Annotated in this window: 14 protein-coding genes; 7 read left to right on the top strand and 7 right to left on the bottom strand. The window is 63.8% G+C overall.

Features of this window, described 5'->3' with window-relative positions; translation table 11 throughout:
- Positions 1 to 109 precede the first annotated feature (109 nt).
- From mmsB to ACR9WD_RS13225, 5 genes are all read left to right on the top strand, one after another.
- On the top strand, positions 110 to 1,054 hold the full coding sequence (mmsB, locus tag ACR9WD_RS13245; RefSeq protein ID WP_434922195.1) for a 3-hydroxyisobutyrate dehydrogenase: 945 nt from the start codon (positions 110 to 112) through the stop codon (positions 1,052 to 1,054).
- Between the two features lie 2 nt (positions 1,055 to 1,056).
- Positions 1,057 to 2,175 carry an alcohol dehydrogenase catalytic domain-containing protein gene (locus ACR9WD_RS13240; RefSeq protein WP_434922194.1) on the top strand — a complete coding sequence of 373 codons (1,119 nt, stop codon included), beginning with the start codon at positions 1,057 to 1,059 and terminating at the stop codon, positions 2,173 to 2,175.
- Between the two features lie 9 nt (positions 2,176 to 2,184).
- The gene (locus ACR9WD_RS13235) at positions 2,185 to 3,249 is read left to right on the top strand and encodes an ROK family transcriptional regulator (protein WP_423299146.1); all 1,065 of its coding nucleotides are present in this window, start codon (positions 2,185 to 2,187) and stop codon (positions 3,247 to 3,249) included.
- A 70-nt stretch (positions 3,250 to 3,319) separates the two neighbouring features.
- The gene (gene ppgK / locus ACR9WD_RS13230) at positions 3,320 to 4,129 is read left to right on the top strand and encodes a polyphosphate--glucose phosphotransferase (protein ID WP_423299145.1); all 810 of its coding nucleotides are present in this window, start codon (positions 3,320 to 3,322) and stop codon (positions 4,127 to 4,129) included.
- Between the two features lie 6 nt (positions 4,130 to 4,135).
- Entirely contained in the window at positions 4,136 to 4,951 is an 816-nt protein-coding gene (locus ACR9WD_RS13225; protein WP_434922193.1) for a Cof-type HAD-IIB family hydrolase, read from the top strand.
- 83 nt (positions 4,952 to 5,034) lie between these two features.
- Here ACR9WD_RS13225 and ACR9WD_RS13220 read toward each other — a convergent pair whose 3' ends face one another.
- From ACR9WD_RS13220 to ACR9WD_RS13210, 3 genes are read right to left on the bottom strand one after another with little or no spacing between them, the layout of a single operon-like run.
- Positions 5,035 to 6,243: an amidohydrolase gene (locus ACR9WD_RS13220; protein WP_149597272.1), complete on the bottom strand. Its 1,209-nt coding sequence runs from the start codon at positions 6,241 to 6,243 to the stop codon at positions 5,035 to 5,037.
- 11 nt (positions 6,244 to 6,254) lie between these two features.
- The gene (locus tag ACR9WD_RS13215; protein WP_073707892.1) at positions 6,255 to 6,974 is read right to left on the bottom strand and encodes a hypothetical protein; all 720 of its coding nucleotides are present in this window, start codon (positions 6,972 to 6,974) and stop codon (positions 6,255 to 6,257) included.
- A 9-nt stretch (positions 6,975 to 6,983) separates the two neighbouring features.
- The gene (locus ACR9WD_RS13210) at positions 6,984 to 7,730 is read right to left on the bottom strand and encodes a DUF5058 family protein (protein ID WP_073707893.1); all 747 of its coding nucleotides are present in this window, start codon (positions 7,728 to 7,730) and stop codon (positions 6,984 to 6,986) included.
- A 239-nt stretch (positions 7,731 to 7,969) separates the two neighbouring features.
- Between ACR9WD_RS13210 and ACR9WD_RS13205 the strand changes: the two genes are divergently transcribed.
- Positions 7,970 to 8,923 (top strand): Lrp/AsnC family transcriptional regulator, encoded by a 954-nt coding sequence (locus tag ACR9WD_RS13205; protein WP_073707942.1) that lies wholly within the window; start codon positions 7,970 to 7,972, stop codon positions 8,921 to 8,923.
- 246 nt (positions 8,924 to 9,169) lie between these two features.
- Positions 9,170 to 11,905, top strand: a complete 2,736-nt coding sequence (locus tag ACR9WD_RS13200) for an aminotransferase class I/II-fold pyridoxal phosphate-dependent enzyme (protein WP_073707894.1) — start codon at positions 9,170 to 9,172, stop codon at positions 11,903 to 11,905.
- Positions 11,906 to 12,075: 170 nt separating this feature from the next.
- Here the strand turns inward: ACR9WD_RS13200 and ACR9WD_RS13195 are convergent, their stop codons facing one another.
- The 4 genes from ACR9WD_RS13195 to putP all read right to left on the bottom strand — a co-directional run bounded on the left by ACR9WD_RS13195 (position 12,076) and on the right by putP (position 18,233).
- The gene (locus tag ACR9WD_RS13195) at positions 12,076 to 13,311 is read right to left on the bottom strand and encodes a serine hydrolase domain-containing protein (RefSeq protein ID WP_083586975.1); all 1,236 of its coding nucleotides are present in this window, start codon (positions 13,309 to 13,311) and stop codon (positions 12,076 to 12,078) included.
- On the bottom strand, positions 13,301 to 14,926 hold the full coding sequence (locus ACR9WD_RS13190) for a biotin carboxylase (RefSeq protein ID WP_434922192.1): 1,626 nt from the start codon (positions 14,924 to 14,926) through the stop codon (positions 13,301 to 13,303). Before ACR9WD_RS13190 ends, ACR9WD_RS13195 begins: the two co-directional genes overlap by 11 nt.
- Before the next feature lie 226 nt (positions 14,927 to 15,152).
- Positions 15,153 to 16,556 carry an NAD-dependent epimerase/dehydratase family protein gene (locus tag ACR9WD_RS13185; protein WP_434922191.1) on the bottom strand — a complete coding sequence of 468 codons (1,404 nt, stop codon included), beginning with the start codon at positions 16,554 to 16,556 and terminating at the stop codon, positions 15,153 to 15,155.
- Between the two features lie 171 nt (positions 16,557 to 16,727).
- Positions 16,728 to 18,233, bottom strand: coding sequence for a sodium/proline symporter PutP (gene putP, locus ACR9WD_RS13180; protein WP_121867286.1), 1,506 nt, complete (start codon positions 18,231 to 18,233; stop codon positions 16,728 to 16,730).
- Between the last annotated feature and the right edge of the window lie 39 nt (positions 18,234 to 18,272).

Here is an 18,272-nt window from a genome sequence, read left to right as displayed (position 1 = left end):
AGCGCACACCGGGCTTGCGCAATTGCCGTGCCGGGGTGCATTGAGTCCGGCGCGACCGGCATCCTACGCTGGCCTGAAAGGACGGTACGCAACGACGAGGGGTGTGCAGATGAGCACGTACGCATGGATTGGCCTGGGCAACATGGGCGGACCGATGACAGCGAATCTGGTGGCCGCCGGGCACCAGGTGCGCGGCTACGACCTGGACGCGGAGGCCTGTGCCGCCGCGGCGGGAGGCGGCGTGCAGATCTCCGGCTCGGTGGCCGAAACCATGGAGCATGCCGATGCGGTATTCACCATGCTGCCCAAGGGCGCGCACGTGCGCTCGGTCTACGAGGGCGAGGCAGGCATCTGGGCCAACGCCACCAAGGACATGCTCCTGCTGGATTCCTCCACGGTGGACATTGAAACTTCCCGCTACATCCACGCAGGCTCCACGGAGCGTGGACTGCACTTCGTTGATGCCCCGGTATCCGGCGGCATCTCCGGCGCAGCGGCGGGGACCCTGGCCTTCATGCTCGGCGGTGAGCCGGAAGTGATGGACCGGGCCAGCGGATTCATCGCCCCGATGAGCGGCAGGACCATCGTCGCAGGCGGGCCCTCCATGGGCATTGCCGCCAAGATCTGCAATAACATGATGCTGTTCATCGACCTGATGGCCAGCGCCGAGGGTTCCCAGCTGGCCGAGGCATTGGGCCTGGATCCCGAGGTCTTCTGGCAGATCGCCTCGGTCTCCTCGGGCCGGTCCTGGGCGCAGCAGACTTGGTACCCGGTGCCCGGCATCATCGATACCGCTGCGGCAAACAACAACTTCGAAGCGACCTTCCGCACCGACCTGGCCCGCAAGGATATCGGGCTGGCCTTGGACGCTGGCGAGAGCACCGGGGTGCGGCTGCCGGCAGCCAGCTTGGCCCGCGAGCACTTCGACGAACTGATCAAGCAGGGGCTGGGGGACAAGGACTGCTCGCTGATCGTGAAGAACCTGCTGCCAGACGGTGCCGTGCGCGGTTGGAACCCGGAAACGGCCGAGGCCAGCACGGCAGCTGCGGGCTGATCATGCGCCAGATCCATGCCGCGGTGCTGGAGCATCCGGAGAACCAGCGGCCCTATGCCAAGCATCGGCCGCTGGCGATCCGCCAGATGCACCTTGGCGAGCCCGGCCCCGGGGAAGTGCTGGTGCGCATCACCGCGGCCGGACTCTGCCATTCGGACTTGTCGGTGATCGACGGGAACAGGCCGCGTCCTCTCCCGATGGTGCTGGGGCACGAATCAGCAGGCATCGTCGAGCAGGTTGGCGAAGGGGTTCAGCTGGACATCGGCCAGCAGGTGATCTCGGTCTTCCTGCCACGCTGCGAGAACTGCGCAGCCTGCGCCACCGGAGGCAAGCTGCCGTGCAGCGCCGGCACCGCGTCCAACACCGCTGGAACCCTGCTGACTGGCGCTCGCCGGCTGATGCTCGATGGCAAGCCGGTCCACCACCACCTGGGCGTCTCGGCATTTGCCGATTATGCGGTGATGGATGCGCGCAGCCTGGTACCGGTGGGCGCGGATGTGCCGGCCGAGGTGGCCGCGGTGCTGGGGTGCGCGGTGCTCACCGGCGGCGGCGCGCTGCGCAATGCCGCCAAGGCAACAGGTGCCGAGGATGTGGCCATCATTGGATTGGGCGGAGTGGGCATGGCCGCCTTGCTGGTGGCCGCCGGGCAGCGGACTACCGGCAGGATCTTGGCCATTGACGCCAATGATCAGAAGCTGGCGACCGCGCTGGCCTTGGGTGCCGATGAAGCCTGCACGCCGCAGGAGCTGGGGCAGCGCAGTGCGCAGATCGTGGTTGAGGCCGCCGGTCATCCGCGGGCCTTCGAATCCGCATTGCAGGCCACAGGCGTGGGCGGAACCCTGGTGACCGTGGGGCTGCCGGCCCCGGGCGCGATGAGCAGCATCGAGCCATTGGCCCTGACCGCCGGCGCCCGCACGATTATCGGCAGCTATATGGGCTCTGCGCTCCCAAAGCAGGATATCGGCTACTACGAGCAGCTTTGGCGCGCAGGCAGGCTCCCGGTAGAGAAGCTGGTGGAGACCAGGCCGCTGGCGCAGATCAACGAAGCCCTCGACGATCTGGCTGACGGGCGCTCGGTACGCCAAGTTCTGCTGCCCGGAATCGGGGCGGAAGCCCAGTAGGATTGGTGGGTGACTGATTCCACTGCGGGGCCCCGTGCCCTGGCAACGCTGACCGACATCCGGGTCTTCGACTACCTCTGCAAGGCCCCGGCGACACGGACCCGGATCGCCGCGGATCTGGGCATCTCCAAGCCCACCGCATCGCAGGCGATTTCGCGCCTGCAGGAGAACGGGTTGGCGTTGGCCATCGAGCGGGAAAACGAGCCCAAGCGCGGACGCGTACCGGAGCACTATGCGCTGGACAGCAGCTTCGGCCACCTGCTGGCCCTGTGCCTGCAGGCTGAATTCCTGCAGGTCCGCGCCACCGACCTGGCCGGGCAAACCCTGGTGGACCGCCTCTACCCGCTCACCGCGCAAACCACTGCAGCGGAAGTAGCGCAAATGGGTGCCCGGGAGATTTCGCGCGTGGCCGCCGAGCTCGGCTCCCCGCTGCTGGCCGCGGCCGTGAGCCAATCGGCCCCGGTGGAGCGCGATGGCGAGCTGCGCGTGCTGGCTACCCCGATTTTCCCTTCCTCCGGAGCTGACCTTGCAGGCCAATTCGCTGACGGTGTTCCGGTGCTGCTGGATAACGACGTGAACTGGATGGCCCTGGCCGAAGCGGGCGATCAGGCAGACTCCTTGATGATGATCTATATCGGATCTGGCCTGGGCGCAGGACTGGTCATCGACGGTGCGCTGCACCGCGGCAAGCACGGCACCGCTGGCGAGCTGGAGACCCAGGTGGTGGGCGGGACAAACCTGCGCGAAGCGCTCGCCGAGGCGGGGATGTTCCAGACCCGCGTGCTTTGGGAGAAGCTGGCCGACGAACGGAACTGGCCGGCATTCCTTACGCCGTTCGGCCAGGTCCTGGCGAACTTGATTGGCTTCGTCGATCCGCAGCGGGTGGTGGCCATCGGTCCGGGCCTGACCCCTGAATTGTGCGCGGCACTGGAGAGCAAGCTGAATGGGTTGCTGCCCAAGCCGGTCCATGTGCAGCTTTCCGCATTGGGAACCGAAGCCGCGGCACGCGGGGCACTGGCTGGTGCCCGGGAGCTCGCCTTGGGCAACTTGTGGGAAAATTACCGGGCACGTTGACCAAAGTGATCCAAGCTATATATTGTAAAGAGTCCTTAAAATTCTATTTGCATCACCGGGGAGACCACTGATGGCACCATCTGACGCATCGGCATCCACGTCGCAGTTCGCTGCCATCGGCCTTGATCTGGGCGGCTCGTCCATCAAGTACGGATTGGTTGGAACCGACGGCAAGCTCGTTGAGAGCACCTTCAGCAAGGCCGCCACCCCAGAAGGCGCGCATCCGGAGGCCGTCGCCCAGGTGATGACAGGAATCATTGCCGACCTGCAGGAGTTCACCGGCGATGAGCTGGCCGGGATCCCCGCCGGTGTCACCGTGCCCGGCATCGTCATCGACGGCGTCGTGCACTCTGCGGCCAATATCGACAAGGCCTGGATCGGCTTGGATGTCACCGCCTCGTTCAGTGCGCTCCTGGGCCGCGACGTCTTTGTGCTCAATGACGCGGATGCCGCCGGCGTCGCCGAGGTCTACGCGGGTGCGGGAGCCGAGAATGGCAAGCCTGTCAAGGGCAGCACCTTGCTGCTCACCCTGGGCACCGGCATTGGCTCGGCCTTCTTCCGCGACGGAGTGCTCTTCCCTAACGTCGAATTCGGCCACCTCGAAATCGACGGCTTCAATGCCGAGAGCAAGGCCGCCGCGCGAGTCATGCACGAGGAAAACCTCAGCTGGGAACAGTACATCGCCCGCCTGCAGCGCTACCTGTCCCACGTGGAATTCCTCTGCAGCCCGGATCTGATCATTATCGGCGGAGCGATCTCCGAAGACCACGAGAAATTCCTGCCGCAGCTGGAACTGCGTGCCAAGATCGTGCCCGCCCGCTTCAACAACGCCGCCGGGGTATTGGGCGCCGCGCATCGCGCGCTGAATCCCGGCAACTAGGAACCCATGCATACGATTGACCCGAACGCCCAGATCAAGCTCGTCGCCGTTGACATGGACGGCACCTTCCTGGACGGCGAGGGCCAAATCCCGGAGGCATCCTGGGCGCTCATCGACCGGCTCCAGGAACGCGGCATCAAGTTCGTGCCGGCTTCCGGGCGCCAGTTCGCCACCCTGCGCGAGCAGTTCGCCCCCTTGGGCGAGATCGCGATCATTGCCGAGAACGGCACCGTCGTGATGCATGGCGAGAACGAGATCTACTCCAACATCATCGGTAAGTCCTCGGTTGACGCGGTCATCCAGGCCGTCCGCGCGCAATCTGCGCTCGATGCCGGATTGGTGCTGTGCGGACGCCGCACCGCCTATGTGGAGCGCGCCGATGAAGCGTTCGCCGCCGCGATTGCACCGTATTACCGTGCAGTGCAGGTGGTTGAAGACCTGGCCCAGGTCGACGACGAGATCATCAAGATGGCCGTCAACGTCGGCACCGGCGCCGTGCAGGAAATGGCGGCAGCGCTGGAAGTTCCGCTGCAGGTCGTGATCTCCGGCAGCCACTGGGTGGATGCCATGAACCACGGCGTGCACAAGGGCTTGGCTCTGAACGCGCTGCAGGAGAAGCTGGGAATCAGCGCCGATGAAACAGCAGTTTTCGGCGACTACCCCAACGACCTGGAAATGATCAAGGCCGCCACCTACTCTTTTGCGATGGCTAATGCCCACCCCGTGGTGGCAGAAGCCGCGAATTTCACTGCGCCGTCCAACCTTGATCACGGCGTGCTGCAGGTGCTCGGCGCCTACCTCGACGGGCGCGCCCAGCTCTGACACGCCGGGGAAGCTGAAACAGCTCAGGGTCTGGGTGAAGGAAATTTTCCTTCACCCAGGCCCTACGCGCTCTTGTTGGCTAGTTAGGCGCCGAGATAATGGCGAATTCCGGCCAAGGCTGCGCGCACGCCGGAATCCAACGCTCCACGGTACTCAGGCAGGAAGAACGGGGAGTGGTTGCCAGCCGGTGCCGGGTCCTGCGGGTCGGCGCCGCCGAACATCCAGAACACATACGGCACGCCGATGGCATCGCCCAGCGAACCGAAGTCCTCGGATCCCATCAGCGGCGGCACCAGGCGGACCTGCTCCTCGCCGAACTCCTGGCGCAGCGCGCCGACGACATTGCCGGTGTGCTCCGGGTCGTTGTACAGCCGCGGGAAGGTGTAGAGCTGCTCGATCTTCGGCTGCGGTGCTCCCGAGGCGTCTGCTTCGGCATTGATGATCCGGGTGACTGCTTCCAGGACCTTCTCGCGCACCGGCTCGGTGAGCGTGCGGATGTTCAGCGTGAATACCGCGGTGTCGGGGATGATATTTTCCTTCAGGCCCGCGTGGAAGGAGCCGCAGGTGACCACGGCCGAATCCAGCGGATGCAGCTCGCGCGAGGTGATGGTCTGGAGCCGGGTGATGATATTGGCTCCGAGCACAATCGGGTCGATGGAATCCTGCGGCTGGGAACCGTGGGCCTGCTTGCCGTAGAGGGTGACCTCCAGCGAGTTGGCCATGGCCATCGCCGATTCCGGGGTGATATGAATGGTGCCGGTGGCAAAGGGGAATACGTGCTGGCCGAGGACCGCGGTTGGCCGCGGTGCCCGATCCCACAGGCCGTCAGCGAGCATTGCGGCGGCTCCCGCGCTGGTTTCCTCGCCGGGCTGGAAGATGAACACCACGGTGCCGGCCCACACATCGGTGCTGCGCACGAGCACCCGGGCCGCGCCCAGGGCGCTGGCCACATGGGTGTCATGGCCGCAGCCGTGCATTACCGGGACCTCGGTGCCATCTGCCAAAAAGCCCTTGGCGGTGGAGGCGTACTCCGCCTTGGTGTCCTCGGCAATCGGCAGGCCGTCGCTGTCGGCGCGGAAGGCCACCACCGGGCCTTCGCCGTTGCGCAGGATGCCCACCACGCCGGTGCCGCCGCAACGGAAGTGCTCGATGCCCAGTTCGCTGAGCTTGGATTCGATGAACGCAGCGGTGTTGTGCTCCTGCATGGACAGCTCCGGGTTGCGGTGCAGGTGCAGGTAGTCCTCGTGCAAGGCCTGGGTTTCGGCGTCGGTGAGTCCGTAGGTGTTCAGCATGCGATGATCCTCTAGCTTTCTGAAGTGTGGATTTTCTTGCGGTCGCGCAGGACCCAGGAGAAGACAATGGAGGCGATGACCACGATGGCGGTGGCGAACATGCCGATGGCCGGAGCCATCGGGACAACGACGAAGTTCATCACCAGGGCCAGCACGATCGCGATGACCGTCGGGCGCAGGGACTTCATGGCCACGATGCATTGCACGAGGACCGCGCCCATCAGCGACGGCAGGATGTACAGGCGGGCCACATCAATGACATCGGCGGGGATCATGGACACCAGCCAGGTGCCCAGCAGGCCGACGAACAGCAGCAAGCTGGTCAGGTGGACGGTGGCGGCACCGCAGATGGCCATCACCGCGGCCAGGTCGCCGCGCTTGGTTCCGGGCCTGGCGCCAATGGTCGATTGCGCCACGATGGCCGCGGGCAGCAGCTTGTTGGAGATGTTGCCGATCATGAAGGCCTGGTACATGGCGGCCGAACCCAGGATGGGGAAATAGGTCAGCGGCTCGACGAACCAGAGCACCCCGAAGGTGCCGGCTACGGTCAGGAAGGCCACCCAGATCATTGTGCTGGTGATCTCCAGCCCGCTGAAGAAAGCGATGTAGATCGGGCCAATCAGGGACAGGACCAAGCCGATGAGCATCGTGATGGACCCGTAGCGGGAAGTCTGCTTCTCGAAGCGCGCCATCGAAGCGTCGGCGCTGGACAATTGGGATGTCGTAGTCATGATCGGTCCTTAGGCGGTGTGCAGGAAGTAGGCGGCGACGATGGAGATGACGATCGAGATGCCCAGGGCCCATTCCTTCAGCCACTTGAGCTCCAGCACCTTGGCCAGGTAGAGGCACAAGCCCATGGCCGCAGCGGAGATGCCGACCAGGATCAGGTGCACATTGGACTTGGGCAGCTCGGCGATGGTCAGGGCGGAGAAGGCGCCGAGCAGGGCGGCGGCGGGGATCAGCGCCATCACTGCCGGGTTGCGCTTGGCCAGCGTGGAGCCGCCCTTCTTCAGCAGCGGTGTCATGATCAGCGTGCAGATCATCCACATTGCGCCGGACAGGCTCATCGCCATGAATGCGACGCCGAAGACCTGCTGCGTGTAGCTGTCGCCGCCCAGCTGGGCGCCCATGGTGCCCGCGGCGATGCTGGCCGAAGCAGTTTCGGCCGCGGCAGAGCCGATCAGGCCGATGCGCACCAGCACAGCCGGAGTGCCGAACAGGGCCAGCAGGGCAATAGCCACGAGGACCACGGCCAGCGAAGGCCCGATGGAGGCTACCGCGCCAGCGCGGAAGGATTCCTTGACCTCATTGATTGGCATGTCCACGTGCGGGGCGGCCTTCTTCGCTGCACGCGAGTACAGGATGCACTGGACGAAGATGACCGCGAAGACGCCCAGAGCGCAAATCCAGAGAACGGGGGAGTTGGCGACAGCCCAGATATCGGTTGAACCAGGATCACCTGCCGCCATGACGAGTTGCGGATTCATTTGCGCTCCTAGGGTCTGAAAATCAATGTGAGGTGGATCTCTTTCGGGTTCAACGATCCGGGATTAGAATGCTTCTGGCAAGATATGGATAGATTGGCCATAATTCTGGCCAATTCCTCCAAATCGACCCGAATTGCATCCCGGATATCGGGGATTTAGACGAATGTATCGGGCGTTTTTTCGTATAGTTCGTAAAAGTACCGGCGATGAACGACGGTTGTGGCCTGAAAGTAGGAATGATGAAGGATTTGACCGAGCTCAGCGACCTGGAACGCCGAATTATTGTCGCGTTGCAGGTGGATGGCAGGGCAACGTGGCGCAAGATCGCCAGGGTGATTGGCGAACCGGAACGCACCGTAGCCCGCTACGGATCAGCGATGCTTGAGCAGGGCAAGGTGAAGATCGCGGCCATTTCCCATCGCTCCGGCGCTGTCATCGCTTCGCTGAGCTGCGCGCCGGGAACGATCCCGGTTGCCAGCCAGGCGCTCTCCGCGCGAACCGACACCAGCTTCACCTATATGGTCACTGGTGAGAGCGACGTCGTGAGCGAACTGCACTATGACGGCGGGCTGCAGGACATCCTCACGCTGCAGCTGCCAGCGACACCGGGCCTGAGCAATATCCAGATCTACCCGATCCTGAAATACTTCAAGACCATTCGCGCCTGGCGCGGCGGGGAGCTGAGCCAGGGGCAGGAAGCGGCGTTGTCTCCCAGCGCAGGAGGCGAATTAATTGCATGGAACCCTATCGGGGAGCTAGGCGAAAGCGATCACCTCATAATCGACGTGCTGCGCAAGGACGGACGCGCCAGCATCGAGGCCATTTCGCGCCAGGTGCGCATGAGCGAAACGTCGGTCTCCCGCCGGGTCGACTGGCTGTTGCGCGGCGAGCACATCAGCATCCGTGCACTGGTTGACCCGGCACTGATGGGGTTCAAGGTCGAAGCGCTGCTCTGGGTCCAGGTCTCCCCTGCCGATGTGGATGCGCTGGGAACCCTGCTCGCTGGATTGCCGCAGGTCAGATACGTTGCAGCGGTGGCCGGTGATGCCCAGCTGCTGGTCGATGTCACGGTGCCAACCCAGCGGGATCTCTATGAATTCATTGCCAAGACCAACTGGGGCGAAATGGTCCAGCTGCGCACCTCGATGGTGCTCGGGGCGCGCAAGCGCGGCGGGCAGCCCGCGGAATCCTGAGCGGTCGGCAAGGCAAAAGAATTCAGCGATAATTCACCGGTTTCTGGCTCTTGCTTCCGGTTCATTCCACCTGCGGTAAACGCTGGGTGAACACTTCATCGAATGACGAAAATAATGCGTAATATCGCCGAAACGGTTCGAAACGGTTCCGGAAGTGGCATAGTCTCTCGATACCGAGCGGGGCAGCTGTGCTCGCGCGGTTAACAACCAGTTAACTCTGCAGGGGCGAAAGGAAGACCGGCAACCGTGAGCAAGAGGTTGACCTACGGGACGAACCAAGGAACGGCGACGCCCGAAAGCGCGTGGCGCAAGCGCAAGGATGCGTGGGAGCACTTGGGTTATGTACTCAGCGAGATTTCTTCTGAATACCAGGAGGAAGAACGCCGCACAGAACATGAGCTGGAAGCCGGCCGGTTGATGGGGCTACTGGCAGCCATCGAACCGTACTGGGCGAATCCCGGCATCGACTACTTCAACGAGGTTTCCCGGCTCATGTCCGGCGGGCAGTATGAAGATGCCATGAAGCTGGTCTACCAAGCGAACCAGACCTTCAGGAACCAGACCCAATATGTCGACATGGACGGCCATGAAGGGGCGGAAGCGGATCCGGCCCAGCTGGGCAATGTCGCACCGGGCCCCGGCAAGGCACAGGTCCCGATGGTGGAAATCCTGCTGGTGGACAATGGGCCTGCGGAAGAAATTGAGCGTTTCAAGGACGAAATCGCCGAACAGCGCCAGCATACCGATCCTTTCCACTACAACTTCGTGGTGGTGCCCAGCGTGGAAGACGCCTTGGCCGCGATCCTGATCAATCCCGGCATCCAGGCGGTCGTGCTGACTGCCCGCTTTGATGTCTGCACGCGCCGCCGGCTCTCCTCGACGCTCAAGAATTTCATTGCCCGGCGGATGGAGGGCTACTTCCAATCCACCAAGCAGATCCGCGGCCTGCTGGATTTGGAAAACATCCTTGACCAGTTGCGGCCCGAAGTTCCGGTGTACCTGATCGCGGGAGTTGCGTTGGAATCCATCGCCCACGAAATCACCGGGCGCTTCCGCAGGATCTTCTCGCGCAACGACCGGATGGACCTGCACCTGTCGATTGTCTCGGAAGTGCTCGAACGGTACCAGACCCCGTTCTTCAATGCCCTGCAAAAGTACGCCAAACGGCCCGGTGGAGTCTTCCATGCCATGCCGATTTCCCGTGCCGGATCGGTGCAGAACTCCCCGTGGGCACGGGACCTGGTGGACTTCTACGGCAAGAACCTGCTGCTGGCAGAAACCTCGGCCACCTCCGGTGGGCTCGATTCCCTCTTGGATCCGCAGAGTTCCATCAAGAAGGCCCACGAGCTGGCGGCCCGCGCTTTCGGCAGCCACCGAACCTACTTCGTCACCAACGGCACCTCGACGGCCAACAAGATCGTGCACCAGTCGATCCTCGCCCCGGGGGACATCGTGCTGGTGGACCGCAACTGCCACAAGTCGCACCATTATTCCCTGGTGCTGGCCGGAGCGAACGTGAGTTACCTGGAGGCCTACCCGCTCAACGGGCACTCCATGTACGGGGCGGTGCCGCTGGAAGAGATCAAGGGACGGCTGCTGCAGTTGCGCCGCGAGGGCCTGCTGCACAAGGTCAAGATGCTGACGCTGACCAACTGCACCTTCGACGGGATCATCTATGACCCGCGCCGGGTGATGGAAGAATGCCTGGCGATCAAACCCGATTTGGTATTCCTCTGGGACGAGGCCTGGTTCGCCTTCGCCGGGTTCCACCCGGTGTACCGACGGCGCACCGCGATGACCGTGGCTGGGGTGCTGGAAGCAGAACTGGACAGCGCCGAATACCGCGAGCGCTACGCCGCGCAGCAGCTTGCGCTGCCGGAACCGGGCACCATTGCGCACCCAGAGAACGACCAGGCCTGGCTGGACACCCGGTTGATTCCGGATCCGGAGCAGGTCCGCCTGCGCGTGTACTCCACCCAGTCCACGCACAAGACCCTGACCTCCTTGCGCCAGGGCTCGATGATCCACATCTATGACCAGGATTTCGCGGTGCGCAACCTCAACGCCTTCCGTGAGGCCTACATGACCCACACCTCCACCTCGCCGAACTACCAGATCCTTGCCTCGCTGGATATCGGCCGCCGGCAGGCAGAGCTGGAAGGCTATGCGCTGGTGCAGCGACAGGTCGATTTGGCGCAGTCGATTTCGCGGGCCATGGCGCGCAACGAGCTGCTGGGCAAGTATTTCAAGATCCTGCACTCGACGGATCTGATTCCGCAGAAGTACCGTCACTCCGCGACGCAGAACCCGGTGCGCGACGGCCTGGCGGCTTGGGACGAAGCCTGGGCGGCAGACGAGTTCGTGGTGGACCCCTCGCGCTTGACCTTGGACATCAGCCGCACCGGCGTGGACGGGGACACCTTCAAGCACGAGTACCTGATGGATGGGCACTCGATCCAGGTCAACAAGACCAGCCGCACCTCGGTGCTGCTGATGACCAATATCGGCACCACGCGTTCCGCAGTGGCGCACCTGATCGAGGTGCTGGTGAAGATCGCCGAGGAACTGGACCGCAAGCGCCGGCTGGATGGCCGCGTGCTGGCGCTGGGGAAGAAGCCTGCGACCGAAGAGATTCCACTGCCGGACTTTAGCGCCTTCGCTCCTGAATTCTCCCGAGGCGGCGGAAGCGGCGACATGCGCTCGGCCTACTACCTGACTTACCAGGATCCGGCGACGCATTTCCTGTCCTCGGCGCAGATCCGTACCCAGCTGCTGGCGGGGGACCGCGTGGTCTCGGCGGTGTTCGTCACCCCGTACCCGCCGGGCTTCCCGGTGCTGGTTCCGGGGCAGGAGATCACCTTGGGCATCTTGGACTACATGGACCGGCTCGATACCCGCGAGATCCACGGGTACCACCAGGACTTGGGCTACCAGGTATTCACCTGCGAAGCCCTGGAACAGGTCGCGGCGCAGCAGTCCTGAGCGTGCAGAGCGGCTTGAGCTGAACACAGTGCGAATCCGCCCGGTTTTGCCGGGCGGATTCGCGCATCAGTTGTGCAGGGACTGGAGCGCAGGATGGCCGCCGGCACAACGTCCTAGGCCCTGGTTCGCGCACGATGCGCAAACCAAGGCCTTGGCCAGTGGCCTGGAGGCTATACTTTCCGTTCCGCCAGATGCGCCGAGATCGCCTCGAACGCGCGAATGGTCGGGAACAGCTTGGAAGCGTCCTGCGGCAGCGGCCAGCTGGAGAGCTTGACCGCGACCAGCTTGGTCGCCGGATCCATGTAGATCATCTGTCCATGGATGCCCAGGGCCACCGCGGCCCCGGTGGCAGGGTTCGGGAACCAGATCTGGTTCCGGTAGTGCCCGCCGGGCATCATGTTATCGCCCGGCGATTGGGAAAAAGCCTGGACCAGCGCGGGATCATCGATGAAGGTATCGGCAATCCATTCCTCGGAGAGCACCTGCTTGCCGGTCAGCGCCCGCCCGCCATTGACATAGAGATGGCCGAACCGCGCCAAATCGCGCAGGCAGGCGTTGAAGCCGCCATCGAACATGCCGGTGCCGAACTGGTCAACACCCATCACCAGGTCTTGCTGGGCCCCGAGCTTCGACCAGACATAGTCTGAGAGCAGTTCCTGCATCGGGGCGCCGCCGGCGGCTTCCAGCACCCAGCCGAGGGCATCTGTTTCGCAGGAACGGTATTCGAACACCGAGCCGTGCGGTCCCTTGGCCTCCAAGGTCAGCAGGAACTCGTACATCCCGATCGGGCCGATGTCGCCACGCTGCGGCGCCCAGCCGATGGCTTCCTCCAGCTGGCGCACCTCGGCCTGCGGATCCAGGTACTCCTCGGAAAACCTGATCCCCGAACGCATATCCAGCAGGTCGCGCACGCGGGCGCCGGCATAGCCGCTGCGCTCCAAGGCCGGCACGTAGGTGGTCACCGTCTGCTCGGTATCGAGCTTTCCGGCATCCACCAGCGCACCGGCCAGGGAGCCCACCAGGGTCTTGCTGACCGACATCAGCAGATGATCGGTCAGCGAGGTCATGGTGTTGTAGTACTTCTCCCAGAGGATCCGTCCGTTGTGCATGACCAGCACGGCATCGGTATTCGTCGCGTGCATTACCCCGCGCACGGTCAGTGCAGGGTCGGTAATGCTCGCTTTGGCAACTTCCAGCTTGCCCAGCTTCTCCTCGGCCAGGTGCAACCTGACGATCGGGCCGTCTCCGCGCGAAACCTTCACGGTGGGATGGATCCGGGCGATGTTCTGGAAAGAGCGCTTGATGTTCTGCGGGTACTGCCAGGTGGCGATGTTCAGCGCCTTGCTGGGAGGACCTGCGAGGTTAGCCGCCATGTGCCCGGCGGCATCAGTCGCTTCAGTTGCCATGCTCTGCTGGCGGAACGTCAATTCCCTTGTACTGGGATCGGATGCAGGAGATGAAGTGCTTGGCATCGATGCTGAGCTTGGTTTTCTTCTTGCCTTCGTACTGCAGCTTGGCCTTGGTGACCAGGACCCCAAGATCGGCTCCCTTCCATCGGTAATCCTCAACGCCGTAGATGCGCAGGAAGAATGCTTCCTTGTGGGTCTGCAGCTGGTGCCAGTCCAAGGCGGAACGGGAGAACTGCAGCTTGCCCCGCGAGTCGAGGTAGTAGTTGCCAGTGCGCGGCGCGTGGGTGATGTACTGCAGGATGTCATCGGTTTCCTTGATGATCATGTGGCTCCAGACATCGGCCCCGCTCATCTCTTCCCAGCGGGCGTTGATCTCGTCGACATCCAGCTCGAAGTCCACATCGAGGTATTCGAGCAGGTGGAAGAGGAACAGCGGCACGTCGGCGTAGGCGCCGGCGGTGACGTTGGTGATGGCGCTGGCTCCGGAAATGCGCGGGTTCAGCTCGCCGAGGTACACCTCGTCGGTGTCGGTGTCCACCAGCACGTCCACCTCGAAGAACCCGCGGTAGCCGGTGTCCTTGAGGCCGTTGCCCACCTTGCGTACCAGGTCGATGGCGCGCGAGCGCTGGGAATCGGTGACCACATCCGGGTGCATCTCGTTGCCGCACCAGCCGCCCTTGTACGGGGTCAGCTCCTTGTATCCTGCCAGTTCGGTCAGGATCGGACCGACCACGGTGCCGCATTCGGTCAGCACCGCTTCGACGGCCACCGGCTGGTTGTTGATGCGCTTCATGATCTTCAGCTGCTCGCCGATGATGTTCTTGGAATGCTGCTTGAACTGCGCCTTGGAATCGATGAAGAAGGTCGTCTTGCCCGAATCGCCGTACGGGGTTTGCACCACCAGGTCATCGCCCAGGCCGGCTTCCTCGGCCAGTTTTATGAGCTCCTCGTAGCTATCGGTGGTGCCCAGCACGTTGGGCACCGATGGGGCGCCAGCCGCATTGCCCAGCTTGGTGGTGACGATCTTGGAATCCAGTTCGGTGCGCAGTGCCGCCGAAGGCAGGATCAGGTCGTAGCCCAGCTCCTCGCAGATCGCTTCGGTTTCCTCGTCGAAGAAAACCATCGCGATCTTCGGGCGCGGACCGCCCGGGGTGCACTGGGAATCGATGTATTCGCGGACCTCGGAGTTCTCCAGCAGCCAGTTGTTGATCTCTTCGGCGCTCTGGAAATCGACATAGGGCTTCTCGGCGGGGGTGAAGACCCGCGGGTGGTGGCCGTCCCAGCCGTCGTAGTAGGTGATGTAGCTGAATTTGCGGACCCAGCGGTCAAGGCCCAGCAGGTTGACCGGGGTGGCGCCGAGGAAGAAGATCGGGGTGGTGTTGGTGCGGAAGAAATGGCGGACTTCGCTCATGTTCTTCAGCTTGCGGTCCATGCGCAGGACCTTAGCCGGGAGATTTGCCGGTTCGGACTCGTTGTAGGCCGCGTCGACCGCGACGTTGGCGCTGAGCTGATCGGTGACGGTGCGTGCCTTGTGGCGCAGCTTGTCGAGATCGCTGGGTTTGGGCATGCGGTGGCGAGAAGCCGGGGCGTGGGCTTCAAGAATGTTGGCCATGATGTGGAGATGTCCTTTGAAACTGTCCGAAGTAGGGCAATGGCACGGCGCAATGCGTGACAGTTTCATGCTCAGGGCTCTTTGCAAGCACCGGCACACGTTCTGCTTAACGGGTGGTGAACATTGCGCCAGCACCCGCTGTTGCAGCTTGTGACTTGGCATGCAACGGCGGGCGCGGGATCAATGCGCGGTGAAGATTACTCCTTATTGCAGCAGGGCACGGACGCTAGCTGGATACCGTGGCCGCGAAATCCAGCTGCTGGAACTCGAATCCTGCCTGCTGCAGGACTTCGCTGGTGACCTTGCGTCCGGTCAACGCGACCCGGGCGTTGGAGCCCATGACCGCGGCGCCGACCTTCGGAAGCACCGAACCGGTGGGCAGGCCAGGCAACCCGGCGATGGAGCGCAAGGCTGCCATGACCTCGGCATTGCGCAGCGGTTTCGGGCAGGCTGCATGCACCAGGCCGGCAGGGATGGCCGGCTCCTCGAAGCCGAGCAGGCAGCGGATCAGGCGCAACCAGTCTTCCAGCCCGATCCAGCTGAACCACTGCTTGCCATCGCCCATCGGACCGCCCAGGCCGGTATTCACCAGCAGGTTCAGCGGGCCGAGCAGCGGAGCGTCGGGGTGCATCACCAGCGAGGTGCGCAGCAGGTAGCGCTGCTCGGCATTGACCTCGGCCCCGGTGAAGGCCTGTTCCCAGGCGGAGGCGACCCCGGTCATTTCCGGCAGGGCGCGCTGGTCGGTGGGAACCGGGCTGGATTCGGTCAGCTCCTCTTCGCCGGCATCGCCGAAGATCGCGGTGGTGCTGGCCTGGATCCAGGTGGCAAGCTTCGGTGCCGCCGCAGCGGCTTCGGCCAAGGTCTGGGTGGAGGCCACGCGCGAACCGGTGAGCGCCGCCAGGTTTTCCGGGGTGTTGCGCTTGTCGACGCGCTCGCCGGCCAGGTTGACCAGGTGCACCGGATGCTTGCTGGCCAGCACATTGGCCCAGGCACCTTGGTGGACTCCGTCCCAGCTGTACTGCTCGGCAGGGAAATCATCCTCCGGGTTGCGAGTCAGCACCGAAACTGACATGCCGCGGCAGACCAGGTCCGCGACCAGGTTGCGGCCGAGGAATCCGCGTCCGCCGGAGATGACCACCTGGGCATCGCGCTTGCGGTGCGCGCTCGGGGCGATGATCCGGTAGAGGCGGGCCGCGGCGATGGCGAAGTCCTTGCACAACGCGTTGGCCACGGTGAATTTGAAGGCGGTGGTGCCCGGGCCGTTGAGCTCAACGGTGAAGCGCAGCACGCAGCCGTGGTCATGCGGCTCGACCTGCCAGCGCAAGACCATCTCGCCGGCGGGCTGCGGCTGGGTGAACTCCACCATCAGGGTGTCCTGGTTGCGCCGGGTGATGGAACCCAACGGGGCGGTGCTGCGGTGCAATGGGCCGAAGAGCTTGCCCGGCGGCAGCAGGTCGACCTTGGTGCCCACCCCGCGCTGGTCATCGTGCACGATGAAGCCGTCGAAGCTCTTCATCCACTGCCCGGTCTGCGACAGGTTGCCCACGATCGAGTAGACGGCTTGCGGGTCAGCGGCCAGGAATTGCGACTCGGTGCGCTGCCAGTGCGTGAACTTGCTCGTGGTGCTCATCTTGGAATCGTTCCTTCCAGCTCGGTTGCTCGGGCATAGCTCTAGGCTACTGTGCCCGGTGCGCTTCAGCGGGCAGGAGCTGAAAGCCTGGCCGAACTGTTACACCGGGTCCTGCAATGGGAAAGCTCCCCTGGCCCAGGTGGCCAAGGGAGCTTTGCACGGGAGCGACGGCTAGGCGGTGACCTTCGCGCCGACTTCCTGTTCCATTTCGGTGAACTCGGCTTCGATCTCCGCGTTCGGGCGGTAGGTGGCCTTGGAGACCAGCCATGCGACCACGAGGGCGGCGAGGAAGCCCGGGACGATTTCGTACATGGCCGAGGCCAGCACGTCCACGTTGCCCCAGACGAAGACCACGACGGCACCGGTGACCATGCCGGCGAAACCGCCCACGGCGGTCAGCTTGCGCCAGTACAGGGCCAGCAGCACGATCGGGCCGAAGGCGCCGCCGAAGCCTGCCCAGGCGAAGGAGACCAGCTCCAGGATCGAGGAGTTCGGGTTCAGCGCCAGCAGCGCGGCGATGATCGCGATCAGCAGCACGCCGCCGCGACCCAGGTTGACCAGGGCCTTCGGCGAGGCCTTGCGGCCGGTGATGTTGTACAGGTCCTCCACCAGTGCTGAGGAGCAGACGATCAGCTGCGAGGACATGGTGGACATGATCGCGGCCAGCACCGCGGCGAGCACCAGGCCGGCGATCAGCGGGTGGAAGAAGATCTGGCTGAGCAGCAGGAAGACGGTCTCGCTGCTGGCCTCATCCAGCGGCTCCTTGGCGAAGTAGGCGACGCCGATGAACGCGGTGGCCACGGCGCCCAGGGTGGTCAGGAACATCCAGCCGATGCCGATGCGTCGTGCGGTCTTGGCCTCGGCGGGGGTGCGCAGCGCCATGAAGCGCACGATGATGTGCGGCTGGCCGAAATAGCCCAGGCCCCAGGCGGCGGTGGAGAAGATGGCCACGGTGGCAAGGATCGCACCGTTGTCATTGAAGGAGGAGAACAGGTTGAAGGCTTCCGGGTTCACCGCGGTGATGCGCGAACCCAGGGTCTCGATATCGCCAATGCGGATCACCGCCACAATCGGCACGGCAATCAGCGCCGCGAACATCAGCACGCCCTGGACCATGTCGGTCAGCGAGGCGCCGAGGAAACCACCGAACAGCGTGTAGAGCAGGGTGATCCCCGCAACGACTAGCATGCCGGTAAGGTATTGCCAGCCGAAGGATGCCTGGAAGAACTTGCCTGCGGCCACCATGCCCGAGGAGACATAGAAGGTGAAGAACACCAGGATGATCAGCGAGGAGCCGATGCGCAGCAGGTGCGCCTTGTCCTTCAGGCGCTTTTCGAAGAAGCTCGGGATGGTGATGGCGTTCTGCGCGATTGCGGTGTAGGAGCGCAGGCGCGGGGCGACGAACTTCCAGTTCAGCCAGGCGCCGATGAGCAGGCCGATGCCGATCCACGACTCGTGCAGGCCGCCGAGGTAGATGGCGCCGGGCAGGCCCATGAGCAGCCAGCCTGACATGTCGGAGGCGCCGGCGGACAGGGCGGCAACCCAGGGCTTCAGGCCGCGGTCGGCCAGCATGTAGTCGTCAATGTTGTTGGTGCGGCGATATGCAATGTAGCCGATGCCAAGCATCGCGGCCATGTAAATTGCGATCGCAATCATCTGGAAAGTCTGGTCGGACATTTTTCCTCATTACCGTTTGTGCCCGCGGCTATTCCCAGC

Source organism: Glutamicibacter sp. PAEs-4 (assembly GCF_051161755.1).
In the GTDB taxonomy this organism is placed as follows: Bacteria; Actinomycetota; Actinomycetes; order Actinomycetales; family Micrococcaceae; genus Glutamicibacter; species Glutamicibacter nicotianae.
This window is presented reverse-complemented; position numbering and strand designations above follow the sequence as displayed.